The sequence below is a fragment of the Streptomyces sp. Xyl84 genome (assembly GCF_059731885.1).
Genome location: NZ_AP029182.1, coordinates 6,008,303 through 6,033,064, shown reverse-complemented (window position 1 = coordinate 6,033,064; position 24,762 = coordinate 6,008,303). Strand labels below are relative to the sequence as shown.

At 72.2% G+C, this 24,762-nt stretch carries 23 protein-coding genes and 2 tRNA genes; 4 read left to right on the top strand and 21 right to left on the bottom strand.

Translation table 11 applies throughout. From position 1 onward, the window contains the following. Window positions 1-78 precede the first annotated feature (78 nt). The 14 genes from AC6I72_RS26250 to pgsA all read right to left on the bottom strand — a co-directional run bounded on the left by AC6I72_RS26250 (window position 79) and on the right by pgsA (window position 12,805). Complete coding sequence (locus AC6I72_RS26250) at window positions 79-618, bottom strand: adenine phosphoribosyltransferase (protein WP_498003596.1); 540 nt, start codon at window positions 616-618, stop codon at window positions 79-81. Next, window positions 615-1,736, bottom strand: a complete 1,122-nt coding sequence (secF, locus tag AC6I72_RS26245; RefSeq protein WP_498003595.1) for a protein translocase subunit SecF — start codon at window positions 1,734-1,736, stop codon at window positions 615-617. The genes AC6I72_RS26250 and secF overlap by 4 nt, the downstream gene beginning before the upstream one ends. Window position 1,737: 1 nt before the next feature. Next, window positions 1,738-3,546, bottom strand: a complete 1,809-nt coding sequence (secD, locus tag AC6I72_RS26240; protein WP_498003594.1) for a protein translocase subunit SecD — start codon at window positions 3,544-3,546, stop codon at window positions 1,738-1,740. A 132-nt stretch (window positions 3,547-3,678) separates the two neighbouring features. Then, window positions 3,679-4,182 carry a preprotein translocase subunit YajC gene (gene yajC, locus AC6I72_RS26235; protein WP_498003593.1) on the bottom strand — a complete coding sequence of 168 codons (504 nt, stop codon included), beginning with the start codon at window positions 4,180-4,182 and terminating at the stop codon, window positions 3,679-3,681. Between the two features lie 163 nt (window positions 4,183-4,345). Then, complete coding sequence (gene ruvB / locus AC6I72_RS26230) at window positions 4,346-5,416, bottom strand: Holliday junction branch migration DNA helicase RuvB (protein WP_498003592.1); 1,071 nt, start codon at window positions 5,414-5,416, stop codon at window positions 4,346-4,348. 24 nt (window positions 5,417-5,440) lie between these two features. Continuing rightward, window positions 5,441-6,046 carry a Holliday junction branch migration protein RuvA gene (gene ruvA / locus AC6I72_RS26225; RefSeq protein WP_498003591.1) on the bottom strand — a complete coding sequence of 202 codons (606 nt, stop codon included), beginning with the start codon at window positions 6,044-6,046 and terminating at the stop codon, window positions 5,441-5,443. Next, complete coding sequence (ruvC, locus tag AC6I72_RS26220; RefSeq protein ID WP_498003590.1) at window positions 6,043-6,642, bottom strand: crossover junction endodeoxyribonuclease RuvC; 600 nt, start codon at window positions 6,640-6,642, stop codon at window positions 6,043-6,045. Before ruvC ends, ruvA begins: the two co-directional genes overlap by 4 nt. Before the next feature lie 114 nt (window positions 6,643-6,756). Next, window positions 6,757-7,509: a YebC/PmpR family DNA-binding transcriptional regulator gene (locus tag AC6I72_RS26215; protein ID WP_037860046.1), complete on the bottom strand. Its 753-nt coding sequence runs from the start codon at window positions 7,507-7,509 to the stop codon at window positions 6,757-6,759. A gap of 79 nt (window positions 7,510-7,588) precedes the next feature. Beyond that, the gene (gene pdxT / locus AC6I72_RS26210) at window positions 7,589-8,200 is read right to left on the bottom strand and encodes a pyridoxal 5'-phosphate synthase glutaminase subunit PdxT (protein WP_366726799.1); all 612 of its coding nucleotides are present in this window, start codon (window positions 8,198-8,200) and stop codon (window positions 7,589-7,591) included. Window positions 8,201-8,207: 7 nt separating this feature from the next. After that, window positions 8,208-9,122, bottom strand: a complete 915-nt coding sequence (pdxS, locus tag AC6I72_RS26205; RefSeq protein ID WP_498003589.1) for a pyridoxal 5'-phosphate synthase lyase subunit PdxS — start codon at window positions 9,120-9,122, stop codon at window positions 8,208-8,210. 198 nt (window positions 9,123-9,320) lie between these two features. Continuing rightward, window positions 9,321-9,863 (bottom strand): LemA family protein, encoded by a 543-nt coding sequence (locus tag AC6I72_RS26200; protein WP_498003588.1) that lies wholly within the window; start codon window positions 9,861-9,863, stop codon window positions 9,321-9,323. Window positions 9,864-9,993: 130 nt separating this feature from the next. Further along, a complete protein-coding gene (locus AC6I72_RS26195) occupies window positions 9,994-11,157 on the bottom strand; it encodes a glycosyltransferase family 4 protein (protein WP_498003586.1) in 1,164 nt (387 codons plus the stop codon). After that, window positions 11,154-12,077 (bottom strand): phosphatidylinositol mannoside acyltransferase, encoded by a 924-nt coding sequence (locus AC6I72_RS26190; protein ID WP_498003585.1) that lies wholly within the window; start codon window positions 12,075-12,077, stop codon window positions 11,154-11,156. The genes AC6I72_RS26195 and AC6I72_RS26190 overlap by 4 nt, the downstream gene beginning before the upstream one ends. Then, complete coding sequence (gene pgsA, locus AC6I72_RS26185) at window positions 12,074-12,805, bottom strand: phosphatidylinositol phosphate synthase (RefSeq protein ID WP_037860059.1); 732 nt, start codon at window positions 12,803-12,805, stop codon at window positions 12,074-12,076. Before pgsA ends, AC6I72_RS26190 begins: the two co-directional genes overlap by 4 nt. Before the next feature lie 227 nt (window positions 12,806-13,032). Here pgsA and AC6I72_RS26180 point away from each other — a divergent pair, with 227 nt between their 5' ends. Both AC6I72_RS26180 and AC6I72_RS26175 read left to right on the top strand, forming a co-directional pair. Next, window positions 13,033-15,231, top strand: a complete 2,199-nt coding sequence (locus AC6I72_RS26180; RefSeq protein ID WP_498003584.1) for an elongation factor G-like protein EF-G2 — start codon at window positions 13,033-13,035, stop codon at window positions 15,229-15,231. A 195-nt stretch (window positions 15,232-15,426) separates the two neighbouring features. Further along, a complete protein-coding gene (locus AC6I72_RS26175) occupies window positions 15,427-17,082 on the top strand; it encodes an AbeC-like domain-containing protein (RefSeq protein WP_498003583.1) in 1,656 nt (551 codons plus the stop codon). A 35-nt stretch (window positions 17,083-17,117) separates the two neighbouring features. Here AC6I72_RS26175 and AC6I72_RS26170 read toward each other — a convergent pair whose 3' ends face one another. Further along, a complete protein-coding gene (locus AC6I72_RS26170) occupies window positions 17,118-17,675 on the bottom strand; it encodes an HIT family protein (protein WP_498003581.1) in 558 nt (185 codons plus the stop codon). Between the two features lie 67 nt (window positions 17,676-17,742). Here AC6I72_RS26170 and AC6I72_RS26165 point away from each other — a divergent pair, with 67 nt between their 5' ends. Next, window positions 17,743-18,402 carry a potassium channel family protein gene (locus tag AC6I72_RS26165; protein WP_498003580.1) on the top strand — a complete coding sequence of 220 codons (660 nt, stop codon included), beginning with the start codon at window positions 17,743-17,745 and terminating at the stop codon, window positions 18,400-18,402. An 89-nt stretch (window positions 18,403-18,491) separates the two neighbouring features. On the opposite strand, the gene thrS is transcribed toward AC6I72_RS26165, so the two are convergent. The 3 genes from thrS to AC6I72_RS26150 all read right to left on the bottom strand — a co-directional run bounded on the left by thrS (window position 18,492) and on the right by AC6I72_RS26150 (window position 22,372). After that, window positions 18,492-20,468 carry a threonine--tRNA ligase gene (thrS, locus tag AC6I72_RS26160; RefSeq protein ID WP_498003579.1) on the bottom strand — a complete coding sequence of 659 codons (1,977 nt, stop codon included), beginning with the start codon at window positions 20,466-20,468 and terminating at the stop codon, window positions 18,492-18,494. 99 nt (window positions 20,469-20,567) lie between these two features. Beyond that, window positions 20,568-21,809: a hypothetical protein gene (locus AC6I72_RS26155; protein ID WP_498003578.1), complete on the bottom strand. Its 1,242-nt coding sequence runs from the start codon at window positions 21,807-21,809 to the stop codon at window positions 20,568-20,570. Then, the gene (locus AC6I72_RS26150) at window positions 21,806-22,372 is read right to left on the bottom strand and encodes a DUF4365 domain-containing protein (RefSeq protein WP_498003577.1); all 567 of its coding nucleotides are present in this window, start codon (window positions 22,370-22,372) and stop codon (window positions 21,806-21,808) included. Before AC6I72_RS26150 ends, AC6I72_RS26155 begins: the two co-directional genes overlap by 4 nt. 258 nt (window positions 22,373-22,630) lie before the next feature. Here AC6I72_RS26150 and AC6I72_RS26145 point away from each other — a divergent pair, with 258 nt between their 5' ends. Next, complete coding sequence (locus AC6I72_RS26145) at window positions 22,631-23,359, top strand: 3'-5' exonuclease (protein WP_037860251.1); 729 nt, start codon at window positions 22,631-22,633, stop codon at window positions 23,357-23,359. 75 nt (window positions 23,360-23,434) lie between these two features. Here the strand turns inward: AC6I72_RS26145 and AC6I72_RS26140 are convergent. The 3 genes from AC6I72_RS26140 to AC6I72_RS26130 all read right to left on the bottom strand — a co-directional run bounded on the left by AC6I72_RS26140 (window position 23,435) and on the right by AC6I72_RS26130 (window position 24,620). Beyond that, a tRNA-Val gene (locus AC6I72_RS26140) sits at window positions 23,435-23,506 on the bottom strand. Between the two features lie 39 nt (window positions 23,507-23,545). Further along, window positions 23,546-23,992, bottom strand: a complete 447-nt coding sequence (locus AC6I72_RS26135) for an SRPBCC family protein (protein ID WP_498003576.1) — start codon at window positions 23,990-23,992, stop codon at window positions 23,546-23,548. Between the two features lie 556 nt (window positions 23,993-24,548). Next, window positions 24,549-24,620: transfer RNA gene (locus AC6I72_RS26130), tRNA-Val, on the bottom strand. Window positions 24,621-24,762 lie beyond the last annotated feature (142 nt).

The window sequence follows — 24,762 nt, the reverse complement described above, 5'->3', positions numbered from 1 at the left end:
ACCGGATTCCTCCGGGCCCGTCTCCACCGGTGTCCCGCGGCGCCGTGGCGGCGCCGCGGGAGGGGGTGTACAAGGTGGTCAGACCCGCAGCAGCGCTTCCAGCGGGGCTCCGGCCAGGACGTCCTCCAGGCGGGTTCGGCCGCCGAGGAAGCCCAGTTCCATCAGGACCGCCACGCCGGCGACCTCGGCGCCCGCGCTGCGGATGAGCTGGACGGAGGCCTCGGCAGTGCCGCCGGTGGCGAGGACGTCGTCGACGACCAGGACCCGGTCGCCCGCGCTCAGGTCCTCGGCGTGCACCTCGATCTCGGCCGAGCCGTACTCCAGGTCGTAGGCCTGGCGCAGGGTCGCTCCGGGCAGCTTGCCCGCCTTGCGCACGGGGATGAAGCCGAGGCCGGCGCGGAGCGCGACCGGGGCGCCGAGGATGAAGCCGCGGGCCTCCAGGCCGACGACCTTGGTGGCGCCCTGCCGGGTGCCGATCTCCGCGAGCGCCTCGGTCAGCGCCGAGAAGGCCGCCGGGTCCGCCAGGAGCGGGGTGATGTCCTTGAACATCACCCCGGGCTCGGGGTAGTCGGCCACGTCACGGATGCGGCTGAGCAGCAGTTCCCTGATGTCGGTCATCGGCGCTTCCCCGAGGGCCGGCCGCGGCCGCGGCTGCGGGACGCGGACTGGTCGCGGGGGCCGACCACGGCGGGTGCGGCGTCCTCGGGCTCGTCGTCGAAGTCCGTGGCGTCGTCGGACGCGTCCGCCACCGGGGCGCCCTCGGTGCCGGCCTGCGCCCGCTTGGCCAGTACGCGCTTCCTGAGAGCCTTCATCTGCGGCTCGCGCTCCTTGAGGTCGGCGACGAGCGGCGTGGCGATGAAGATCGAGGAGTACGCGCCGGCGGCCAGACCGACGAACAGCGACAGCGAGATGTCGTTGAGCATGCCCGCGCCGAGCGCGCCACCACCGATGAACAGCAGGCCCGCCACCGGCAGCAGCGCGACCACGGTGGTGTTGATGGACCGCATCAGCGTGCCGTTGATGGAGCGGTTGGCGAGGTCGCTGTAGGTCCAGCGGCTCTGCTTGGTGATGTCCTTCGTCTGCTCCTTGAGGCTGTCGAAGACGACGACCGTGTCGTAGAGCGAGTAACCGAGGATCGTCAGCAGACCGATCACCGTACCGGGCGTGACCTCGAAGCCGACGAGGGCGTAGATGCCGGTGGTGATCGTGATGTCGTGGACGAGGGCGACCAGCGCGGCCACCGCCATGCGCCACTCGAAGGCGATCGCCAGGTAGATCACGACCAGCACCATGAAGATCGCCAGGCCCTCCCAGGCCTTGTTGGCGATCTGCTCACCCCAGCTGGGGCCGACCAGGTCGGCGTTGATCTGCTCGGAGTTGACCTTCAGGTCCTTGGAGAGCGCGTCCTTGATCTCGTCGGACTTGCCGGTGTCGATGCCGGCGATCTGGATGCGCAGGCTGCCGTCACCGAGCTTCTGGACGATCGCGTCGTGCCCGGAGGCGTCCTCCGCGTACGTCTCGGCCTGGCTGACCGAGGCGCTCATGTGCTTGGGGGTGGTGAAGACCGCTCCGCCCTGGAACTCGATGCCCATGTTCAGGCCGCGCACCGCCAGGCCGAGGATGGCCGTGATGGTGATCAGGATGGAGATGCCGTACCAGATCTTGCGGTTCTTGACGAAGTCGTAGCCGACCTCGCCACGGTGGAGTCGGACGCCGAGGCTGCCGATCTTCGACATCTCACGCCTCCTTCGGGTCGACGGGGCCGGTGGGACGGTTGGGGCGGCGGGTGCGGCGCAGCGGCGCCTTCGCACCCAGGGCCTTGGGGTCGAGGCCGGACCACTTGTGGCCGTTCGCGAAGAACTTCCTGCGGGCGAGGATCGTCATGAGCGGCTTGGTGAACAGGAACACGACGACCACGTCGAGCAGGGTGGTGAGCCCGAGGGTGAACGCGAAGCCCTGCACCTTGCCGACGGTGACGATGAAGAGCACCGCGGCGGCGAGGAAGGACACGAAGTCGGAGACGAGGATGGTGCGGCGGGCGCGCGGCCAGGCACGCTCCACGGCGGGCCTCAGCGAGCGGCCCTCGCGGATCTCGTCCCGGATGCGTTCGAAGAACACGATGAACGAGTCCGCCGTGATGCCGATCGCGACGATGGCACCGCAGACGGCCGGGAGGTTCAGCGCGAAGCCGATGGCCGGGCCGAGCAGGGCCATGATCACGTAGGTGAGGATCGCCGAGACCAGCAGCGAGGGGATCGCGATGACCGACAGGCCGCGGTAGAAGATCAGCAGGTAGAGGACGACCAGGGCGAGGCCGATGGCGCCCGCGATGAGGCCCGCGTGCAGCTGGTCGCCGCCGAGCGCGGCGGTGACGGTGGTGACGCTGTCCTCCTTGAAGGTCAGCGGCAGCGCACCGTAGGACAGCATGTTGGACAGGCCCTCGGCCTCGGTCTGCGTGAAGCGGCCCGAGATCTCCGCGTTGCCGCCGGTCAGCGCCTGCTGGACGTACGGGTTGGAGACGACGTTGCCGTCCAGCACGATGGCGAACTCGTTCTGCGGCGTCTGGTTCTTGGCCAGCTGGCCGGTGATGTCCGCGAACTTCTTGGCGCCCTTGGAGGTGAACTCCATGGTGACGGTCCAGCCCGACGCGTTCTGCGTGTTGAAGACGGCCTGGGCCTTCTTGACGTCGGTGCCGTCCACGGCGGCCGGGCCGAGGAGGTACTTGGCCCACTGGCCCTGCGAGTCCTTGCCGCAGGCGACGGTCGGCTCGGTGGGCTTGACGCCCTTGCCGGCGGTGGCGCGGGCCGCGTCCTTGGAGCAGTCGAGGGCGGCGTACTGGGCCTGGAGCTTGGCGTTGGCGTCGCCGGAGGTGCCGCCGCTCGCCGAAGGGGAGGCGGAGCCCTTCGGGGGGGAGGACTTCTTCGGGTCCGCGCTGCCCGTGGCGCCGGTGGACGGGGTGGCGTCGGTCTTCAGGCCGTCGGTGACGGCGCGGCCCTGCGGGGACGCGGTCGAGGACGGGCTGGCGGAGCCGGAGGTGGCCTTGTCCTTGCCGCCGGTCTTGTCCGTGGCCTTGTCACCGGCCTTGCCGGAGGCGCTGGAGGAGGGGGTCGGCGTCGGGCTGGCCGGAGGGGCGGCGCCGGAGACCTCGGTGGCGAGCACCGGACGGAAGTACAGCTTCGCGGTGGTGCCGACCTGCTCGCGGGCCTGCTTGGAGTTCGTGCCCTTGGGGATGTTGACGATGATGTTGCGATCGCCCTGGGTCTGGACCTCGGCCTCCGAGACACCGAGACCGTTGACACGGCGGTTCATGATGTCGACCGCGGTGTCCATGTTGGTCTTGTTGATCGCGGATTCCTGACCGCGCTCGGGGACCGCCCGCAGGGTGATGCTCGTACCGCCGGCCAGGTCGATGCCGAGGCGCGGGGTGGTGTGCCCCGAGGCGAACATGCCTCCGGTGAGCGCCACGATGGCGATCAGGATGAGGGCCAGCGAGCGCCATGGCTTGCTCTGGGCGCTCGCGCTCCGGCCCTTCTTAGGTGCTGCCACCTTCTCGTACTCCCTCTCGGGCCGCTCCGCGCCGGGTGGGCCCGGTCGGCGGCCATGACATGGTGTCGGGATCCCGCGCGAAGTGAACACGTCCCAGGGCGCGCGGGCTGTACCGCGCGCCCTGGGTGGTGACTACTTCGCCTCGGAGTCGCCGTCGGTCTTCTTCGGCTCTGCGTCCGTCTTCGCCTCGGTGGGGGCGTCGGCGGGCTCCTCCGCCTCGGCCGTGTCCTTCTTGCCGAGGTCGATGGGCTTGTCGTCGGAGGCGGCGGAAGCGTCGGCGGCGGGCTCGTCGGTCTCGGTGAGGGAGGAGGCGTCGTCGGGGACGATGTCGGCGTCGGACTTCAGGTCGTGCTCGATGCCGTGGACGATGCGGTTGTACTCGTCGTCGGACAGGACGGTCGCGATCGCGTTCTTGGCGAAGAGGAGCTCCACGCCCGGTCCGGCGTCGAGGAGGACCGTGTCGTCGTTGACCTCCTTGACCGTCGCGTACATGCCGCCGATGGTGCGGATTCCGCTACCGGGCTGCATCTGGTTCCGCATGGTGGCGGCCTGCTGCTGCTTGCGCTTGGCCGACCGGGTCATCAGGAACATGGCCCCGATGAGCACGATGAACGGGAGGAGGGTCACGAGACTCACGGGTCGGAACTTCCTTCACACGACCGCGATGGGGAGCGGCCTGATGGTTGGGGGTGTGCATGCTGCCGGCAAGGGCGGCATCGGCGGAGTCTAAGGGAGTCCGCGCGCAGGGAACAACGCTCAGCATGGCACCTGGGTTCCTCCCCGGGCCAATGGATCGCCGTCACGCCCCGAACAGGTCTTGTTGTCCGTTTCCCCGGCCCGGCGCGCCGGGCGGGGTGAGGCCGAGGTGCGCCCATGCCGCGGGGGTGGCCACCCGGCCGCGCGGGGTGCGGGCGAGCAGGCCCTCGCGGACGAGGAAGGGCTCGGCGACCTCCTCGACGGTCTCGCGCTCCTCCCCCACCGCGACCGCCAGCGTCGACAGGCCGACGGGGCCGCCGCCGAACAGCTTCAGCAGCGCCTGCAGGACCGCCCGGTCCAGCCGGTCCAGGCCGCGGGTGTCGACCTCGTAGACGGCGAGGGCCGCCGCGGCGATCTCGCGGGTGATGACGCCGTCGGCCTTGACCTGCGCGTAGTCCCGTACGCGGCGCAGCAGGCGGTTGGCGATGCGGGGGGTGCCGCGGGAGCGGCCGGCGATCTCGGCGGCGCCCTCGGTCCCGATCTCCACGTCGAGCAGGCTCGCCGAACGGTGCACGACGCGCTCCAGCTCGGCGGGCTCGTAGAACTCCATGTGGGCGGTGAAGCCGAAGCGGTCGCGCAGCGGGGGCGGCAGCAGTCCCGCGCGGGTGGTGGCGCCGACCAGGGTGAACGGCGGCAGCTCCAGCGGGATGGCGGTGGCGCCGGGGCCCTTGCCGACGATGACGTCGACCCGGAAGTCCTCCATCGCCATGTACAGCATCTCCTCGGCGGGCCGGGACATGCGGTGGATCTCGTCGAGGAAGAGGACCTCGCCCTCCTGGAGCGAGGACAGGATGGCGGCGAGGTCGCCCGCGTGCTGGATGGCGGGGCCCGAGGTGATGCGGATGGGGGCGCCCATCTCGGCCGCGATGATCATCGACAGGGTGGTCTTGCCGAGGCCGGGGGCGCCGGAGAGCAGGACGTGGTCGGCGGTGGCGCCGCGCGCGCGGGCGGCCCTCAGCACCAGGTCGAGCTGCTCGCGGACCTTCTCCTGGCCGATGAACTCGCCGAGGTCCTTGGGGCGCAGGGCGGCCTCGACGGCCTGGTCCTCGCGGTCGGCGGCGGGGCCCACCAGCCGCTCGCCGGCGGCGGTGTCGGCCGTGTCGTCCCAGTTCATGTGTGTGCCTTACGACGGTCTCGGTCAGCGGGCTCGGTTCAGGGTCTGCAGGGCGGCCTTGAGCAGGGGGCCCACCTGGGGGGTGCCGCCGGCGGCCTCGGCCTGCGGGGCCACGGCGGTGACGGCCTCGTCGGCCTCCCGGGTGGCGTAGCCGAGGCCGATCAGCGCGGCGTGCAGCTGGTCGCGCCAGCCCTGGGTGACGGGTGCGCCGACCGCGGGGGCGCCGACCGGTTCGCCGAGGCGGTCCTTCAGCTCCAGGAGCAGCTTCTGGGCGCCCTTCCTGCCGATGCCGGGGACGGCCGTGAGGGCCTTCTCGTCGCCGGTGGCGACGGCGCGGCGCAGGGCGTCGGGCGTGTGCACGGCGAGCATGGCCTGGGCGAGGCGGGGGCCGACGCCGCTGGCGGTCTGGAGCAGTTCGAAGACCTGGCGCTCGTCGTCGTCCGCGAAGCCGTACAGGGTCAGCGAGTCCTCGCGCACCACGAGGGAGGTGTGCAGCTTGGCGGGCTGTCCGGTGCGGAGCGTGGACAGGGTGTTCGGGGTGCACTGGACGGCCATCCCGACGCCGCCGACCTCGATCACCGCGGCGTCGGGGGCGAGGGCGGCGACCGTGCCGCTGACGAAGGCGATCATGCCGTGCTGCCTTTCGAGTGCGGGGCTGTGTTCCGGGACGGGGGTGGCGCCGGGGACCGGGGAGCGGCCGTCCTCGGTGGCGCGGCGGTGTGCAGGGCGACGGCCCGTTGGAGCCGGTTCTGCGCGGGGGCGCGCCAGATGTGGCAGATGGCGAGGGCGAGCGCGTCCGCGGCGTCGGCGGGCCTGGGGGGCGCGGCGAGCCGCAGCAGGCGGGTGACCATGGCACCCACCTGGGCCTTGTCGGCCCGCCCGCTGCCGGTGACGGCGGCCTTGACCTCGCTGGGGGTGTGCAGGGCGACCGGGATGCCGCGGCGCGAGGCGCACAGGATGGCGACGGCGCTGGCCTGGGCGGTGCCCATGACCGTACGCACGTTGTGCTGGCTGAAGACGCGCTCCACCGCCACGTACTCGGGACGGTGCTCGTCGAGCCACTGCTCGATGCCCTGCTCGACGGCGACCAGGCGGTGGCCGAGGTCGGCGTCCGCGGGTGTGCGGACGACCCCGACACCGACCATGGTCAGCGGCCGGCCCGCGACGCCCTCCACGACACCGACCCCGCAGCGGGTCAGCCCCGGGTCCACCCCCAGTACGCGCACGCGATCTTTCCCTTCGATCTCCTGTCCGCGCAGGCTATCGGGTGCCACTGACAACGGCGGCGGGCCGGGGGACGTGTCCCTCCGGCCCGCCGGGACCGCCGTGCGTGCGGGGTGTCAGGCGTCGACCTTCTCCATGACCTCGTCGCTCACGTCGAAGTTGGCGAAGACGTTCTGCACGTCGTCGCTGTCCTCCAGCGCGTCGATCAGCTTGAAGATCTTCTTGGCGCCCTCCTCGTCCAGCTCGACCTGCATGGTCGGGACGAAGTTGGCGTCGGCGGAGTCGTAGTCGATGCCGGCGTCCTGGAGGGCGGTGCGGACCGCGACCAGGTCGGTGGCCTCGCTGAGGACCTCGAAGGTCTCGCCGAGGTCGTTGACCTCCTCGGCGCCCGCGTCCAGGACGGCCGCCAGGACGTCGTCCTCGGTCAGCTCGCCCTTGGGGACGATCACGACGCCCTTGCGGTTGAACAGGTACGACACCGAGCCCGGGTCGGCCATGGAACCGCCGTTGCGGGTCATGGCGACGCGGACGTCCGAGGCGGCGCGGTTGCGGTTGTCGGTGAGGCACTCGATGAGCACCGCGACACCGTTCGGCCCGTAGCCCTCGTACATGATCGTCTCGTAGTCGGCGCCGCCGGCCTCGAGACCGCCACCGCGCTTGATCGCGGAGTCGATGTTCTTGTTCGGGACCGACTGCTTCTTGGCCTTCTGCACGGCGTCGTAGAGCGTCGGGTTGCCGTCCAGGTCGACTCCGCCCATGCGCGCGGCGACCTCGATGTTCTTGATCAGCTTCGCGAAGAGCTTGCCGCGCTTGGCATCGATGACGGCCTTCTTGTGCTTCGTCGTGGCCCATTTAGAGTGGCCGGACATCTGCCTGTCTCCTTCGCGTAAACCCATCCTGTACGAACGCCCCCGGGCCTGAAGCAGCCGGGAGGTACCCCCGGAGATCCTACAAGGACTCCGCCGCCCGCATCGCGCGCACCATGTCGACGAACAGGGCGTGCACGCGGTGGTCGCCGGTCAGCTCCGGGTGGAACGACGTGGCCAGCGCGTTGCCCTGGCGGACCGCGACGATGTGGCCGCCGTGCTCGGCGAGCACCTCGGTCGCAGCGCCGACGGACTCGACCCAGGGAGCGCGGATGAAAACGCCCTCCACAGGATCGCCCTCCACGCCCCGGACGTCCACGGCGGCCTCGAAGGACTCGTTCTGCCGTCCGAAGGCGTTGCGGCGCACGATCATGTCGATGCCGCCGACGGTCTCCTGGCCCGAGCGCGGGTCGAGGATCTTGTCGGCCAGCATGATCATGCCCGCGCAGGTCCCGTAGACCGGCATGCCGGCGCGCACGCGCGCGCGGAGGGGTTCCATCACGCCGAAGAGGATGGCCAGCTTGGAGATGGTGGTGGACTCGCCGCCGGGCAGGACCAGGCCGTCGACCTCGGCGAGTTCTTCGGGGCGCCTGACCGGCCTGGCCACGGCGTCGGCCGCGGCCAGGGCGATGAGGTGCTCCCGTACGTCGCCCTGGAGGGCCAGGACGCCGATGACAGGGGCTTCGCTGCTCATGGGGTGGTTACCAGCCGCGGTTGGCGTAGCGCTCGGCCTCGGGGAGGGTGTCGCAGTTGATGCCGACCATGGCCTCGCCCAGGTTCCGGGACGCGTCCGCGATGATCTTCGGGTCGTCGTAGAAGGTGGTGGCCTTCACGATGGCGGCGGCGCGCTTGGCCGGGTCACCGGACTTGAAGATGCCGGAGCCGACGAAGACGCCCTCGGCGCCGAGCTGGCGCATCAGCGCGGCGTCGGCCGGGGTGGCCACACCGCCGGCGGAGAACAGCACGACCGGGAGCTTGCCCAGCTCGGCGACCTCCTTGACCAGCTCGTAGGGGGCGCGCAGCTCCTTGGCGGCGGCGTACAGCTCGTTGTTGTCGCAGCCGCGCAGCTTGGCGATCTCGCCCTTGATCTGACGCAGGTGGCGCACCGCCTCGACGACGTTGCCGGTGCCGGCCTCGCCCTTGGAGCGGATCATCGCGGCGCCCTCGGCGATGCGGCGCAGGGCCTCGCCGAGGTTGGTGGCACCGCAGACGAAGGGGGTGGTGAAGGCCCACTTGTCGGAGTGGTTGACCTCGTCGGCCGGGGTCAGGACCTCGGACTCGTCGATGTAGTCCACGCCGAGCGACTGCAGGACCTGCGCCTCGACGAAGTGGCCGATGCGGGACTTGGCCATGACCGGGATGGAGACGGCCTCGATGATGCCCTCGATCATGTCCGGGTCGGACATGCGGGCCACGCCGCCGTCCTTGCGGATGTCGGCCGGGACCCGCTCCAGGGCCATGACGGCGACGGCGCCCGCGTCCTCGGCGATCTTCGCCTGCTCCGGCGTGACGACGTCCATGATCACGCCGCCCTTGAGCTGCTCGGCCATGCCGCGCTTGACGCGTGCGGTGCCGGTCTCGGGAGTCTGGGCGGAATCGGGAATCGTGGTGGACACGGGTGACCTCACTCGGGTGGAAAGAGGGGGTTGATGCACCCCAGAGGAAACGCGAGTGGACCAGTCCACGGCAAGGGCCAATGGTGAGCGGGTGGATCCTTTTCGCCGCTGCCCTTCGGGGCGGGCCGGGCGGGCGGGCCGTGCGGGCGGGCGCGCCAGGTGGTCCGGGCGGGCCGGGCGGTGCGGGCGGGCGGGTCGCTAGGCGACGCGTTCCACCAGCGCCTGCGGCGGTTCGTCGTCCATCTCGAAGGCCAGCGGGAACGGGGCGTGCCCGGCGAGGCGGAACCAGCGCACCTTGCGGTGTTCGCGCAGTCTGCGGGCCGCGCCCACGGCGTCGTTGTGGAAGCGGCGGGCCATCGGGACCCGGCGCACCGCCTCGGCCAGCTCACGCGCCGCCGCCTCGCCGCCGGGCACCGCGCGGACCGCCTCCACCTGCTGCGTCTCGGCGAACACCGCCCGCAGCGCCTGGCTCAGCTCGCTCTCGGCGACCTCGCGGTGCTCCTCCTCGGACTGCCGGGCGGCGTGCGCGGCCTCGTAGAGCACGATCGAGGCGGCCGGGTCGAGCACTCCGGAGGTGGCCAGTTCCTGGGCGACGGAGGCGCGGCGCAGCAACTGGGCGTCGAGCGCGGCCCGGGCGGCGTCGATCCGGGCGTGCAGCCGGTCCAGCCGCCCCGCCGTCCAGCTCAGGTACAGCCCGACGACGACGAGCGCGGCAAGGATCCAGATGAGCGTTGCGGTCACGGGCGGCAAGGCTACCGGGAGGGCGGGGAGCCACCGCCCTCAGCCCGCACCCCGCCGCCGCCCCTGCGCCGCCCCGCGCCTGGGTCCCCTGGCCGAGTCGGGCCCCCGGCCGGCCTCAAATCAGCCCCGGTCAGTCCCGGGCCAGTCCCAGTCGGGCCCGCAGGCCCGTGGCGCGGTCGTCGGCGGCCACCGCTGCGGCACCGGCGGTGACCGTCTCGTAGACGGAGAGGATGTCCGCACCGACCGTGGACCAGTCGAAGCGCCGGACGTGCGCCCTGCCGCGCTCGCGGAGTCCGGACCGGCGGGCCGGGTCGGCGAGCAGGCGCACGGCCGCGTCGGCCAAGGCGTCCGCGTCCTCGTTGGCGAACAGCTCGCCGGCCTTGCCCTGGTCGAGGACCTGCGCGAAGGCGTCGAGGTCGGAGGCGAGCACCGGCGCACCGGCGGACATCGCCTCGACGAGGATGATGCCGAAGCTCTCCCCGCCGGTGTTGGGTGCCACGTAGAGGTCGACGCTGCGCAGGAAGCGCGCCTTGTCCTCGTCGCTGATCATGCCGAGGAACTGCACGCGCGCGTGCAGCTCGCGCGGCAGGCTCGCCACGGCCTCCTCCTCGTCGCCCCGGCCGGCCACCAGCAGCCGGGCCCCCGGGTGGGCGGCGAAGATCTTCGGCAGGGCCCGCATCAGCACCGGCAGGCCCTTGCGGGGCTCGTCGATGCGGCCCATGAAGCCGATCGTCTCCCCCTGCCACTCGGGCCGGGGTTCGGCGCGGGCGAAGAAGTCGACGTCGACGCCGTTGGGGATGACGACGGCGTCCCCGCCCAGGTGTTCGACGAGGGTGCGCCGGGCGTACTCGCTCACGGCGATGCGGGCGCTGATCTTCTCCAGGGCGGCCTGGAGGATGGCGTACGCGGCGACCATCGCCCTGGAGCGCGGGTTGGAGGTGTGGAACGTCGCCACGATCGGCCCCTGCGCCGCCCAGCAGGTCAGCAGGCCCAGGGACGGCGAGGTCGGTTCGTGGATGTGGATCACGTCGAAGCGGCCCTCGTGCAGCCAGCGCCGCACCCGGGCCGCCGAGAGGAAGCCGAAGTTCAGCCGGGCCACCGACCCGTTGTACGGCACCGGGACCGCGCGCCCGGCCGAGACGACGTAGGGCGGCAGCGGGGTGTCGTCGTCGGCGGGGGCGAGGACGGACACCTCGTGGCCGAGGCGGACGAAGTACTCGGCGAGGTCACGGATGTGGAACTGCACGCCCCCGGGGACGTCCCAGGAGTACGGGCAGACGATGCCGATCCTCACGCCGCCTCCCCCCGCGTCTGTGCACGGCGCGGTTCCAGGTCCGCGAGCCACAAGCGCTGCAGCATGTGCCAGTCCTCCGGATGCTCGGCGATCCCCGAGGCGAAGGCATCGGCCAGCGCCTGTGTCATGACGGACGTCTTCTCGGGCCGGGTACCTGTCCCGGGTACCTCGATCGGGGGATGGACGCGGCCGCGCATGACGGGTGAGTCGTCGTACCAGAGGGTGACGGGCAGCAGCAGGGCCCCGGTCTGCTGGGCGAGCAGGGCGGGTCCCGCGGGCATGCGGGCCGTCTCACTGAAGAACTCGACCTCGACGCCGGAGGAGGACAGGTCGCGGTCGGCGACGAGGCAGACCAGGCCGCCCTCGCGCAGCCGCCGGGCGAGCGTGCCGAAGGCGGAGCCGCCGCTGTGCGGCAGGACCTCCATGCCGAGGCCCTCGCGGTAGGCGACGAAGCGGTCGTAGAGCGTCTCGGGCTTGAGGCGTTCGGCGACCGTGGTGAAGGGCGTGTTCAGTTCGGTGGTGACCCAGGCGCCCGCCAGGTCCCAGTTGGCCAGGTGCGGCAGCGCGAGGACGACACCCCGTCCGGAGGCGAGGCCGTCGGTCAGGTGGTGCACGTCCTTGGGGGCGAAGCCGCCGCGCACCCGCTGCGGGCTCCAGGCGGGCAGCCGGAAGGACTCCATCCAGTAGCGCAGGTAGGAGCGCATGCCCGCGCGGGACAGCTCCGCGAGCCGCTCGGGGGACGCGTCGGGCACCACGCGCGCGTAGTTGGCCTCCAGCCGCAGGACGCCCTTGCCGCGCCGCTTCCAGGCGAGGTCGGCGATGCCGCGGCCGAGCCGGACGGCGGCGGGTTCGGGCAGCTTCTTGACGGTGCTCCAGCCCAGGCCGTACAGGGAATCGGCGAGCCGCTCGCGGGCGCTCATGCCGACGCCCCGCTCCCCTGGTTCTCCTGCCGGGCGGCCTCGGCGTCCGCCTCGGCCGACTCGCGGCGCACGGTGACGACGCGCTGCACCAGGGTGACCAGGCTGCCGGCCGCGACGATCCACAGCGCCACCGGGAGCAGGTACTGGATGCCGGGCACGCCGAACTTGTGCAGACCCGCGAAACCGGCCGCGACCAGGGAGATCACCAGCCGCTCGGCGCGCTCGACCAGGCCGTTGACGGCGACCGGCAGCCCGATCGACTCGCCGCGCGCCTTGGTGTACGACACCACCTGGCCGCTGGCCAGGCAGAAGATCGACACCGCGCACAGCGTGTTGTCGTCGCCCTGCCCGGCGTACCAGAGGGCGAAGCCGCCGAAGATGGCGCCGTCGGCCACCCGGTCCAGGGTGGAGTCCAGGAAGGCGCCCCAGCGGCTGGAGCGGCCGAGCTGGCGGGCCATGTTGCCGTCGACGAGGTCGGAGAAGACGAAGAGCGTGATCACGACCGTGCCCCAGAAGAACTCGCCCCGGGGGTAGAAGACCAGCGCGCCCGCGATCACCCCGGCGGTGCCCAGGAGCGTGACCGTGTCGGGGCTCACGCCCCGGCGGATGAGAAACGCGGCGAACGGTGTGAGGACACGCGTGAAGAATGCACGCGCGTACTTGTTCAGCATGGCCTTCCCGAGGGTCGCTGTCGCCGGGCGGCCCCTGCTGGCCACCGGCTGGCCCATCGTAGCCACGCGCGCGCGTGGGCGGCGTCCGGGCACCCGAGGGCCCCCGCCGGGCGCCTGCCGCCGGACGCCGGGCACCCGCGGGAGGCGGGATCGGGTCCTTCGTATGGACGCGGCATGACGGGAGTGCAAAGCTCGAATGACCGCGGGCGTCGCAGGAGCCGCCGGTGACGCGGTGCCGCGTGTCCGCGCCCACAGTGACCTCACCGTGCACGGGAGGCAGGATCATGGGCGACAAGGCGCACACACATCCCGGAGCCGCCGGCAGGGCTATGGCGGCCGACCGGCCCGCGTCCCTACGGAACGTGGTGCTGGTCGGCCACTCCGGAGCGGGCAAGACGACCCTGGTGGAAGCTCTCGCGCTGACCGCGGGAGCGGTGAACCGGGCCGGCCGCGTCGAGGACGGCGGCTGTGTCTCGGACTACGACGACATCGAGCACCGGCAGCAGCGCTCGGTGCAGCTCTCCCTGGTGCCCGTCGAATGGGACGGCATCAAGATCAACCTGCTGGACACACCCGGCTACGCGGACTTCGTCGGGGAGCTGCGGGCCGGCCTGCGGGCCGCGGACGCGGCGCTCTTCGTCGTCTCCGCCTCCGACGGCGTGGACGGCTCGACCCGAATGGTGTGGGAGGAGTGCGCGGCCGTGGGCATGCCGCGGGCCATCGTGATCACCCACCTGGAGGCCGCCCGCGCGGACTTCGAGGAGATGACCCGGGTGTGCGCCGAGGCGTTCGGCGCGGACGACCCCGACGCGGTGCTGCCCCTGTATCTGCCGCTGCACGGCCCCGAGGGCCCCGACGGACACGCGCCGGTCACCGGCCTGGTCGGACTGCTGACGCAGAAGCTGTTCGACTACTCGACCGGGGAGCGCAAGGAGTCCGAGCCGGGCGAGGACGAGCTGCCGCGGATGGACGAGGCGCGCGGCCGGCTCATCGAGGGGATCATCTCCGAGAGCGAGGACGAGACCCTCATGGACCGCTACCTCGGCGGGGAACAGGTCGACGTGGAGACCCTGATCAAGGATCTCGAACGGGCCGTCGCGCGCGGGGTCTTCTTCCCCGTCCTGGCCGCCGCGCCCGCCGCCGAGGGCGCCCGGCAGGGCATCGGCACGGTGGAACTGCTGGAGCTGATCGTCCGCGGCTTCCCGACGCCCCTGGAGCGCGAGGCGCCCGCGGTGACCACGGTCGACGGCCGCCCGCGCGAGCCGCTGCCGTGCGCCCCGGACGGCCCGCTGGCCGCGGAGGTCGTGAAGACCTCCTCCGACCCGTACGTCGGCCGGGTCTCCCTGGTGCGCGTCTTCTCCGGCACCCTGCGCCCCGAGGAGACGGTGCACGTCTCCGGGCACGGGCTGACCGACCGCGGCCACGAGGACCACGACGTGGACGAGCGGATCGGCGCCCTGGCGACGCCGTTCGGCAAGCAGCAGCGGCCGGTGACACACGCGGTCGCCGGCGATCTGGTCTCCGTGGCCAAGCTGACCCGGGCCGAGACCGGCGACACGCTCTCCGCCAAGGACGACCCGCTGCTGATGGCCCCGTGGGAGATGCCCGACCCGCTGCTGCCGCTCGCCATCCAGGCGCACAGCAAGGCCGACGAGGACAAGCTCTCCCAGGGCCTGGCCCGGCTGGTCGCCGAGGACCCGACGATGCGCCTGGAGCAGAACCAGGACACCCACCAGGTGGTGCTGTGGTGCCTGGGCGAGGCCCACGCGGACGTCGCCCTGGAGCGGCTGCGCAGCCGCTACGGCGTCCAGGTCGACGTCGTCCCGCACCGCGTCTCCCTGCGGGAGACCTTCGCGAGCCGGGCCGCCGGCCGGGGCCGGCACGTCAAGCAGTCCGGCGGGCACGGGCAGTACGCGATCTGCGAGATCGAGGTGGAGCCGCTGCCGGGCGGCTCGGGCATCGAGTTCGTGGACAAGGTCGTCGGCGGGGCCGTCCCGCGCCAGTTCATCCCGTCCGTGGAGAAGGGCGTACGGGCACAGGCGGCCAAGGGGGTGGCGGCCGGCCACCCCCTGATCGACGTCCGGGTCACACTGCTGGACGGCAAGGCGCACTCGGTGGACTCCTCCGACGCCGCGTTCCAGACGGCGGGCGCGCTGGCGCTGCGGGAGGCCGCGGCCGACGCGAGGATCCATCTGCTCGAACCGGTGGCCGAGGTGAGCGTCCTGGTCGGCGACGACTACGTGGGCGCCGTGATGAGCGACCTGTCGGGGCGGCGCGGCCGGGTGCTGGGCACCGAGCAGGTCACCGGCGGGCGCACGCTGGTGCGGGCCGAGGTGCCCGAGATCGAGATCGGCCGGTACGCGATCGACCTGCGGTCCCTGTCGCACGGCACCGCCCGCTTCGACCGCCGCTACGCGCGGCACGAACCGATGCCGCCGCAGGTCGCCGACCGGCTGCGCCAACAGGAGCGCGAGGCCTCCTAGTCGATGCGCCGGGCGCACAACGGAGCGGCCGCGTAAGGGCGTACGGGACGTTTCGCTGCGCACAGGTGGGCGGCTTCGGCCGTCCACCTCCGCGTGCCGGCGGGTGCCGATACGCTGATGACCTGATCAACAGGTGTGCGGGGCAGGGAAGTCGGGAAGGCCGCAGGTGCAGAGGCGGCGGCAGTGGGGGCGGCGGTGACGGACGGATTCGATTTCAGTCCAGGGGCTCAGGTTCCCCTGTCGGGTGCGGCGGGGCAGACGGCGGCGACTTTCGCGCTGGCCGCCGCCGCCTACCGTGACGACGAAGTGGACAAGATCAAGGAAGCCGACAACGAGTGGCACCAGTCCACGGTCAAGCCGCCCCGCCCGTGGGCGAGGATCCTCCGCCCGCGCCTGGGCGAGGCGTTCTCCCGCGCGGTGATCGACCGGATGCTGGGCGCCGGCCGCAAGCCGCTGATCCAGTCCTTCGGTCTGGAACCCCAGGTCGTCGTGGAACACTGCCTGGCGGCCCACCGCATCCGCCGCGAGCGCGACAACTGGCTCTCGGCGGTGACGGTGCTGTGCGGGCTGCTGTTCCTGCCCGGCTTCCTGGTGTGGCTGCTGGTGTTCGTGCTGCGCACCACGATGAGCAGGCGGGAGGACAAGCGCGCCGGGATGCTCGCCACCACCCTGCTGGTCGCCATGGGCGCGCTCGCCGTGCTCTTCCTGGTCAAGATGCCCTTCCACGGCTTCTGGGCGTGGTACGCGCGCGCGGCCGTGGTCATGCCGGTCGTCGGCTGGTTCTGGGCCAAGCGGATCTGTGAGCGCACCGCGCGGGACCTGCGGGACCGCTGGGAGGGCCTGCTCTCCGGCGGCGGGGTCGGCGCCAAGATCCCCGAGGCGGTCCCCGGCAACCCGGGGGACGCCGCCGAGCAGGTCCGCAAGGAACTCGCCCGGCTCAGCGCCGAGCAGCGCTCCAACTCCGTCTTCTACGCCGGCCCCAAGGGCATCCTCGGCATGGGCACCCGCTGGGGCAGCTGGCAGCTGGCCGAGGACCTGGTGTCGGCCGACCCGGGCAAGGAGTTCCACCCGTTCCGCAGCTGGGACGTGATCACCGCCATCCAGGGCGGCCTGGGCATGCTGGAGCGCACCTCCATCAACACCGGCGGCTTCCCCAAGCCGACGATCACGCACTGGATCGTCACGCCGATCGGGGAGAACGCCAAGGAGGTCGCCCGGCCCGGCGGCGCGGACGTCGACGCGTACACCGTGCGCAGCCACGCCGTGCAGGACATCTGCAACAAGCAGCAGTTCGGCAGCGGCGACCGCCACTACCTCGGGGTGCAGTGGACCCTGTGGGACGGCCACCTGGTGATCACCATGATGATCACCGTCACGGTGCTGCACAACACCCTGCGCATCGAGGTCACCGGCCATGCCCTCGGCCCGGTCAACCCGCTCTTCAACGGCAAGCCCGCCGCCAAGGAGAAGGAGGTGCAGAAGGCGCTCCGGTTCTGGGAGACCCGCAAGGTGAAGCTGCCCCTGGTCGACACCGACGAGGTGGTACGGCTCGCCGCCCGCGCCCCCCTGACCTGGTACCCGCCGCTGCTGAACTGGCTCGGCGGCAGCCTGGTCCTCCCCGAACCGTTCGGCCTGCGGCACGCCTGGGCCGACCAGCCCTGGCGCCACCGTTTCATGGCCGACGACGCCCTGCGCGCCGCCACCCCCGTGCTGCGGGTGGTCCACGCGGCGGCGCTGAAGGTCCTGCGGGACAACGGCGTGGACGTGGAGAAGTTCGGCAACCGCTCCTCGGTGCTCAGCGGCGCCGTCCAGGACGTGTCGCCCAAGAAGGCCGACCTGTACGACGCGTAGGCGGCCCGAGGAGGCGGCGGGGCCGGGGCCGGCGGCTACGCCGGCCAGGCCTCCGCCAGCATCTTGCGGGTGTCGGCGAGCAGCTGCGGCAGGACACGGGTGTGGCCGACCACCGGCATGAAGTTGGTGTCGCCGCCCCAGCGGGGCACGATGTGCTGGTGGAGGTGGGCGGCGATACCCGCGCCGGCCACCGAGCCCTGGTTCATGCCGATGTTGAAGCCGTGGGCGCCGGAGGCGGTGCGCAGGGCCCGCATGGCCTGCTTGGTCAGCTCCCCCAGCTCGGCGGTCTCCGCCTCGGTGAGGTCGGTGTAGTCGGCGACGTGCCGGTAGGGCACGGTCATCAGGTGGCCGCCGTTGTACGGGTACAGGTTGAGCACCGCGTACACCTGCTCGCCGCGCCGGACGATCAGGCCGTCCTCGTCGGACTTGGCCGGGATGGCGCAGAAGGGGCAGCCGTCCTGCGCCCCTGGACCGGTCGGCTTGTTCTCGCCCTGGATGTAGGCCATCCGGTGGGGCGTCCACAGACGCTGGAACGCGTCCTGCGTCCCCACTCCGATCTGCTGCTCCGGCTCACTCGTCATGCAAGGCAGCATATGGCTTCGGCGGTTCACGGCGTGTCGGCGGGGCGCCCGGAACAGGATGTGCGGCCAAGCTTGGCCGGTGGACGACGACAGCCCTGTGACCCGCTGGGAGCGGCGGGTGGACGCCCCGCTCGCGGTGGCCTCCCTGCTCTACCTCGCCTCGTACGCGGTGCTGATCCTCGGCCAGGGCCTGCCCGGGGCACTGGCCGGCGGCTGCTGGGCGGTGCTGGCCGCGAGCTGGGCCGTCTTCGCCGTCGACTACGGGGTGCGCTGGCGGCTGAGCGGCCAGGGCGTGCGCTTCGTGCGCCGGCACTGGCTGGACACGCTGGTCGTCCTGCTGCCGCTGCTGCGGCCGGTGCGGATCCTGCGGGTCTACGACGCCGTGCAGCGCCGGCGCGGGGGTCCGCGGTGGCCGTTGCAGGCACGGGTGATGCTGTACGCCGGCCTGTCGGCGCTGCTGCTCGGCCTGGCCGGATCCCTGACCGTGTACGGCCTGGAGCACCGTGCCCCGCACGCCACGATCCGCACCTTCGGCGACTCGGTGTGGTGGACGTGCTCCACGCTGGCCACCGTCGGCTACGGGGACGTGACGCCGGTGACCCCGGCGGGCCGGCTGGTGGCGGTCGTCCTGATGGGCTGCGGGCTGGCGCTGCTGGGCGCGGTGACCGGGTCGTTCTCGTCCTGGCTGATGCAGCGCTTCGCGCAGCCGGGCGAGGAGCGAAGGCCCCCGGGGAGCTGAGCTTCCCGGAGGCCTTCGCGGGCCGGTTCCCCGGTGCCGGCGCCGGTTCACAGGGGTCCGGTCACGGACGCCCGGTCACCGGTGCCGGATCAGACCTGCGCCCGCTCCTCGACGACCTTCACGATCTTCGCGATGGCGTCCTCGAAGGGGATGCCGTTCTCCTGGGAGCCGTCGCGGTAGCGGAAGGAGACGGCGTTGTTCGCCATGTCCTCGTCGCCCGCGATGACCATGAAGGGCACCTTCTGCTTCTGGGCGTTGCGGATCTTCTTCTGCATGCGGTCGGAGGACGAGTCGACCTCGACGCGCAGGCCCTTCTTCTTCGCCGCGGCGGCGAACTTCTCCAGGTACTCCACGTGCCCGTCGCCGATCGGGATGCCGAGCGCCTGCACCGGCGCCAGCCACGCCGGGAACGCGCCCGCGTAGTGCTCCAGGAGCACGGCGAAGAAGCGTTCGATGGAGCCGAAGAGCGCGCGGTGGATCATGACCGGGCGCTGCTTGGAGCCGTCGGCGGCCGTGTACTCCAGGTTGAAGCGCTCGGGCAGGTTGAAGTCGAGCTGGACCGTCGACATCTGCCAGGTCCGGCCGATCGCGTCCTTGACCTGGACGGAGATCTTCGGGCCGTAGAAGGCGGCGCCGCCCGGGTCCGGGACCAGTTCGAGTCCCTGCTTCTCGCCGACCTGGCGCAGGGTCTCGGTGGCCTCCTCCCAGGCCTCGTCCGAACCGACGAACTTCTCCGGGTCCTTGGTGGACAGCTCCAGGTAGAAGTCGGTCAGGCCGTAGTCGCGCAGCAGGTTGAGCACGAAGGTGAGGGTCTTGTCGAGCTCCTCGGCCATCTGCTCACGCGTGCAGTAGATGTGCGCGTCGTCCTGGGTGAAGCCGCGCGAGCGGGTCAGGCCGTGCACGACGCCCGACTTCTCGTACCGGTACACGGTCCCGAACTCGAACAGGCGCAGCGGCAGTTCGCGGTAGGAGCGGCCGCGTGCGTCGAAGATCAGGTTGTGCATCGGGCAGTTCATGGGCTTCAGGTAGTAGTCCACGCCCTCGTCGAGCTGCATGGGCGGGTACATGCCGTCGGCGTACCAGTCCAGGTGGCCCGAGGTCTCGAAGAGCTTCCCCTTCGTCGCGTGCGGGGTGTAGACGAACTCGTAGCCCTCCTCCTCGTGGCGGCGGCGCGAGTAGTCCTCCATGACCCGGCGGATGGTGCCGCCCTTGGGGTGGAAGACGGCGAGACCGGAGCCGATCTGGTCGGAGATGGAGAACAGGTCCAGCTCGTTGCCCAGTTTGCGGTGGTCGCGCTTCTCGGCCTCGGCGAGGAAGTCGAGGTACTGCTTCAGCTCGTCCTTGGACGGCCAGGCGGTGCCGTAGATGCGCTGGAGCATCGGGTTCTTCTCGCTGCCGCGCCAGTAGGCGGCGGCGTTGCGCATCAGCTTGAACGCCGGGATCAGCCGGGTGGAGGGCAGGTGGGGACCGCGGCAGAGGTCCTTCCAGCACAGCTCGCCGGTCTTGGCGTCCAGGTTGTCGTAGATCGTCAGCTCACCGGCGCCGACCTCGACGTCCGCGCCGTCGTCGTGCGAGGCGGAGCCCTTGAGGCCGATCAGCTCCAGCTTGTACGGCTCGTCGGCCAGTTCCTCGCGGGCGGCCTCGTCGGTGACGACGCGGCGGGCGAACTTCTGGCCGCGCTTCTGGATCTCCTGCATCTTCTTCTCGATGGCCTTGAGATCCTCGGGCGTGAACGGCCGCTCGACGTCGAAGTCGTAGTAGAAGCCGTCCCGCACCGGCGGGCCGATGCCCAGCTTGGCCTCGGGGAAGATCTCCTGCACGGCCTGGGCCATGACGTGCGCGGTGGAGTGGCGCAGGATGTTCAGACCGTCCTCGGAGGAGATCTCCACGCCCTCGACGGTCTCGCCGTCCTGCACCTCGTACGCCAGGTCCTTCAGCTCGCCGCCCACGCGCGCGGCGACGACGGAGCGCTCGCCGGCGAAGAGGTCGGCGGCCGTGGTGCCCGTCGTCACCGTGCGCTCTTCCCGCTCGGAATCGCGTTGGATGATCACACGGACGTCTGACACCGGTCTCTCCTGACTGCAGGTGGGGTGCGGCGCCATACCGGGAGCGCGCGCACTGGGATGGTACCGAGACAGGGGTGCCCTCCGCGAAACGGTTCTTTCTCAGGCGCCCGGGGCGCGCTCCGGCCCGGGGCCCGGGGCCCCGAAGAAGTCGGTGTCCTCCGGCTCCTCCTTCAGCGACTTCATCAGCCGGTCCCGTTCCTCGTCGTCCACCCGCACGGGGACGACCTCGCACGCGCCGGTGATCCGGCGGAAGCCGCCCCTGCTCTCCAGCCGTCCGCGCACCCGCACCGGCAGGCCCACGAGGTGGGCGTGGCCTGCGGTGCGGTAGTCCTCCTCGTCCAGGGTCACGCGGACGTAGGGCACCTCGGCTCCGGAGAGCACCCGCAGCCGCACGGTGCCCTCGCCGTGCGGCTGGGTCCTGCGCATCCTGACCACCGCACCGGTGACGCGCACGGGCACGGACGGCTCGGCGCGCAGGTAGCGGGCCCCGGCGTCGCGCAGGACGGGCAGGTCGCCGGGAGAGAACTCGACGGCCTCGGTGGCGGCGCAGTCCGCCGGGACGCCGGCGGCCGGTGCCCAGTCGACCGCGATCCGCGCGCCCTCGGCGCCGCGCACCAGCGCGACCAGCGCCTCGGTCAGCTCGCGGCTGGCACCGGCCCGCACCGCGCCGTCGAAGGCGTCCATGGCGCCGGTGGCCCGCCGGTAGTCGATGGCCTCGCGGACGGCGTAGACGGCCTGGTGGAGCCGTACGGCGAGCGGCCGGGCGGGGTCGACCGGCACCAGCGCGGTGAGGCCGGCGCCGCCGGCCGCGGACCCGACCAGGACGTGGCCGAGGCAGGCGGCGGCCGGGCGGCGGTGCCGTGCGCCGTGGTAGCCGGTCCGCGCGCGGGTGGCGAGCGCGGCGGCGAGCAGGGTCTGCCGGGCGGCGGAGCGCAGCCGCTCCTCGACGGTCCAGGGCGCGGTCCCCGCAGGGCCTCCGGGCACGTCCCGCCACCAGTGGATCTCGTCGCTGGGTACGGCGAGCGCGGCCAGCACGGCGCGTGCGGACGGCGTCCGGCTGCGGGTCAGGGCGTCCAGCGCCTCGCCGAGCAGGTCGTCGCTGTCGGGGAAGGCACGGCTGACGGGCACCAGCAGGCTCGTGGCGGCGGCGCCCGGCCCGGGCGGGGTCCAGCGGCCGTAGTGCCCGGCGGCGCCGCCGCGGCGCTGCCAGCCGTGCCGGTGCAGCAGCGCGGCGAGCACGGCCGGGTCGACGTCGGCGGGGCGGGGGGTGCGGTCCAGGGGGGTGCCGACGGGGTGCGGCTGCGCCGGGCGCCGCGGCTCGTCGAGGGGGCGGTGCGTCACGGTCTGCCTCCCGTCCCGACCCGCGTCATGATCTCGCACAGGGCCCGGTCGTCGAAGATGCGCGAGGTCGGTATGCGCACGGTGGTCCGGTGCCGGCCGGTGACGGGGTGGCCGGCGAGGTTGACCCAGTAGCAGCAGTGCCTGAGATCGAGCCGGTCGTGTCCCGCGCGCAGCCACTGGTCCTGGGAGCGCGGCACGATCATCACGACCAGGATCTTGTGGACCGAGACCGGGGTGCGGGCGAGCTTCACCAGGTGGGCGTTGTCCAGGGTGAAGGAGAAGTACGGGCCCGGCGGGTGGGGCGGGATCTGGTAGGTGCACTTCAGCTGCACCTTGATGGTCACCTCGTCGTCGACGGTGTGACCGGGGGCGCTGTGGCTGACGTGCCAGTCGATGCCGTTGTCCGGGAAGGGCTGCGACAGCGAGCAGCCGGCCGCGGCGGCGACCGCGTGCAGATAACCCACCTGCAGTGTCTCCATGCAGGCGGTGGTGGCGAGTGTGCCGCGCCTGCTGCCCGCGCGGTCGGGCAGCAGCCCGCCCCGCTCGGGCTGCGCCATCACCATGACCGACAGCCTTCCGGACCGAGGGAATTACGGAGCGGTCGCCGGGTGGACCGCCGAGTGCGCGCCGAATGACATGCGGGACGTGCCGGGCGGACCGGCGGAGCGCGCGGCCCCGGTCCCGGGAGCGGGCCGTGAACTGCAAAGACCCGTACTCCTGTTGTCTCCTTCCGGCGTACGGCGCAAACGGCCCGGGTATCACCGGATCGGGCGGCGGACGGCACGTCAGCCGCCTTGGTGGAGCGAGGAGTTGTGGTCGACATGACGTGCTGCTGGTACGAGGGGCCGCTGGCCGCCTTCGACACGGAGACCACGGGCGTCGACGTCGAGACCGACCGCATCGTGTCGGCCGCCGTCGTCGTCCAGGACGCCCCGGGCGCCCGCCCGCGCACCAGGCGCTGGCTGGTGAATCCCGGGGTGCCGGTGCCCGAGGCCGCGACGGCGGTGCACGGGCTGACGGAGGACCATCTGCACCGCAACGGGCGCTGGCCGGCCCCGGTGATGCACGAGATAGCCGAGGAACTGGCGGAACAGGCCGCCCTGGGCCGCCCGCTCGTGGTGATGAACGCCCCGTTCGATCTGACGCTGCTGGACCGGGAGTTGCGGCGGCACCGCGCCTCCTCGCTGGGCCGCCGGCTGGAGGCGTCGCCGCTGTGCGTGCTGGATCCGCGGGTGCTGGACAAGCACCTGGACCGCTACCGCAAGGGCCGGCGCACCCTCACCGATCTGTGCGCGCACTACGAGGTCACGCTCGCGGACGCGCACGACGCGGCGGCGGACGCGCTGGCCGCGATGGAGGTGGTCCGGGCGCTCGGCCGCCGCTTCGCGGCCCGCCTGGAGCGCCTGTCCCCCACCGAGCTGCACACCTTGCAGACCGGCTGGCACGCGGCCCAGGCGCGCGGGCTGCAGGCGTGGTTCGCGCGCACCGGCGCGGAGGAGACGGTGGACCCGTCCTGGCCGCTGCGGCCCCAGCTGCCCGCGGCGGCCTGAAGAACCACCGCGGCCGCAGTCGCCCGCGGTGACATGAAGAAGGCCGGTCCGACGATGCGGACCGGCCTTTCCCGGTGGGCGATACTGGGTTCGAACCAGTGACCTCTTCGGTGTGAACGAAGCGCTCTCCCACTGAGCTAATCGCCCGGGAACGCACTGAACAATACAGGGCGCCGCGGCCTTCCTTCAAACCGCTCCGAGGTGCGCGGCCAGTGAGCGCCGTCCGGAGCGCATCATGAGGCGGTGGTTGAGCCGGAAGACCGGCCTGCCCGGCACGGCGAACCGCCGCAGCAGCGGCTTGTTCACGTCGACGACCTGGTCGTAGCGGGCCAGGGTGCCGGTGCCCAGCGCGGTCAGGGTCCAGCGCGCCCAGCCGTCCACGTCCCCGCTCATCGCCACCTCCAGGACCCCGGCCGCCGGATCGCGGCGCACCTCGCGGGCGGTGAAGATCAGGTCGTACGGAAGGAGGGAGCGGATCCGGATGACGCCGGTGGTCGCGTCGGTCCGCCGGACCTCCCGCACCTGGCGCCACCACCGGGGGTAGTCCTCGACCCGCTCCAGCGCGCCGTACACGGCGGCGGGCGGTGCGGGCACGGGCCACAGGCTGCGGAAGCGGTAGTGGGTCCAGTCCATGCGCCTCAGTCTGCCCCGCCGCCACCGCGCCGCACGGCCTCTTCCTTGCCTCACCCGCCCTGCCCGGCGTGACGCGGCGTACGCGGCCGTACGCGGCGATGAAAAGTGACGGGGTATTGGAAAAACCGCGCGGTAACCGCCGGGGATTTCCGCGGGAGGTCCGTGCGCGGCACTTCTCGCGGGAAAAGAGACGGTCCCGAAAGTCCGTCTTCACCGATCTTCGGATACTTCTTCTCGAAGGCGGCAATGAAGCAGCACCGGCTCCGCGCGGCCCTCTCGGCGTGCTCCCTGACTCCCTCTGAAGTAACGGGCCGTCACCGAGCGACCGCGGGGCCGGGGTTCGCCGCGCGCATCCCGCACCACCCCCGCCCCTCAGTGAGGGCGGCCGGCCGGAGCCGGCGAAAGCCAGGCCGGGCAGAAGGCCGGGCCTGCGGAGGCGGGGCCGGGACCGGCTGAGGCCACCGCCGCGGCGCGGTGCGGGCAGGGGTGTGAGGCGGGTGCGGGCGCAGACGACGGCGGCCCGCCTGCGTGATCGCAGACGGGCCGCCGTTCCGGGTGGGCGATACTGGGTTCGAACCAGTGACCTCTTCGGTGTGAACGAAGCGCTCTCCCACTGAGCTAATCGCCCGGGCGCAGGAAGAACATTACCGCATGTCAGGGTGTGCCCGGCACCACGGGGGCGCGAGGAGGGCGGGCCGGTCCGGCCGGGGCGGCGGCGGCACGCGCCGGACGCGCGCACCCCTCGGCCCCGGCCAGGGGCCGGTCGGAGC

What these genes read in the sequence shown, in the direction of transcription:
- AC6I72_RS26145 (WP_037860251.1), top strand. Translation starts at nt 22,631, where the DNA reads ATGACGTGCTGCTGGTACGAGGGGCCGCTGGCCGCCTTCGACACGGAG.
- secF (WP_498003595.1), bottom strand. Translation starts at nt 1,736, where the DNA reads ATGTCGAAGATCGGCAGCCTCGGCGTCCGACTCCACCGTGGCGAGGTC.
- ruvB (WP_498003592.1), bottom strand. Translation starts at nt 5,416, where the DNA reads ATGAACTGGGACGACACGGCCGACACCGCCGCCGGCGAGCGGCTGGTG.
- AC6I72_RS26150 (WP_498003577.1), bottom strand. Translation starts at nt 22,372, where the DNA reads ATGGTGATGGCGCAGCCCGAGCGGGGCGGGCTGCTGCCCGACCGCGCG.
- AC6I72_RS26170 (WP_498003581.1), bottom strand. Translation starts at nt 17,675, where the DNA reads ATGCTGCCTTGCATGACGAGTGAGCCGGAGCAGCAGATCGGAGTGGGG.
- pgsA (WP_037860059.1), bottom strand. Translation starts at nt 12,805, where the DNA reads ATGGGCCAGCCGGTGGCCAGCAGGGGCCGCCCGGCGACAGCGACCCTC.
- AC6I72_RS26135 (WP_498003576.1), bottom strand. Translation starts at nt 23,992, where the DNA reads ATGGACTGGACCCACTACCGCTTCCGCAGCCTGTGGCCCGTGCCCGCA.
- AC6I72_RS26215 (WP_037860046.1), bottom strand. Translation starts at nt 7,509, where the DNA reads ATGTCCGGCCACTCTAAATGGGCCACGACGAAGCACAAGAAGGCCGTC.
- ruvA (WP_498003591.1), bottom strand. Translation starts at nt 6,046, where the DNA reads ATGATCGCCTTCGTCAGCGGCACGGTCGCCGCCCTCGCCCCCGACGCC.
- AC6I72_RS26250 (WP_498003596.1), bottom strand. Translation starts at nt 618, where the DNA reads ATGACCGACATCAGGGAACTGCTGCTCAGCCGCATCCGTGACGTGGCC.
- pdxT (WP_366726799.1), bottom strand. Translation starts at nt 8,200, where the DNA reads ATGAGCAGCGAAGCCCCTGTCATCGGCGTCCTGGCCCTCCAGGGCGAC.
- AC6I72_RS26180 (WP_498003584.1), top strand. Translation starts at nt 13,033, where the DNA reads ATGGGCGACAAGGCGCACACACATCCCGGAGCCGCCGGCAGGGCTATG.
- AC6I72_RS26190 (WP_498003585.1), bottom strand. Translation starts at nt 12,077, where the DNA reads ATGAGCGCCCGCGAGCGGCTCGCCGATTCCCTGTACGGCCTGGGCTGG.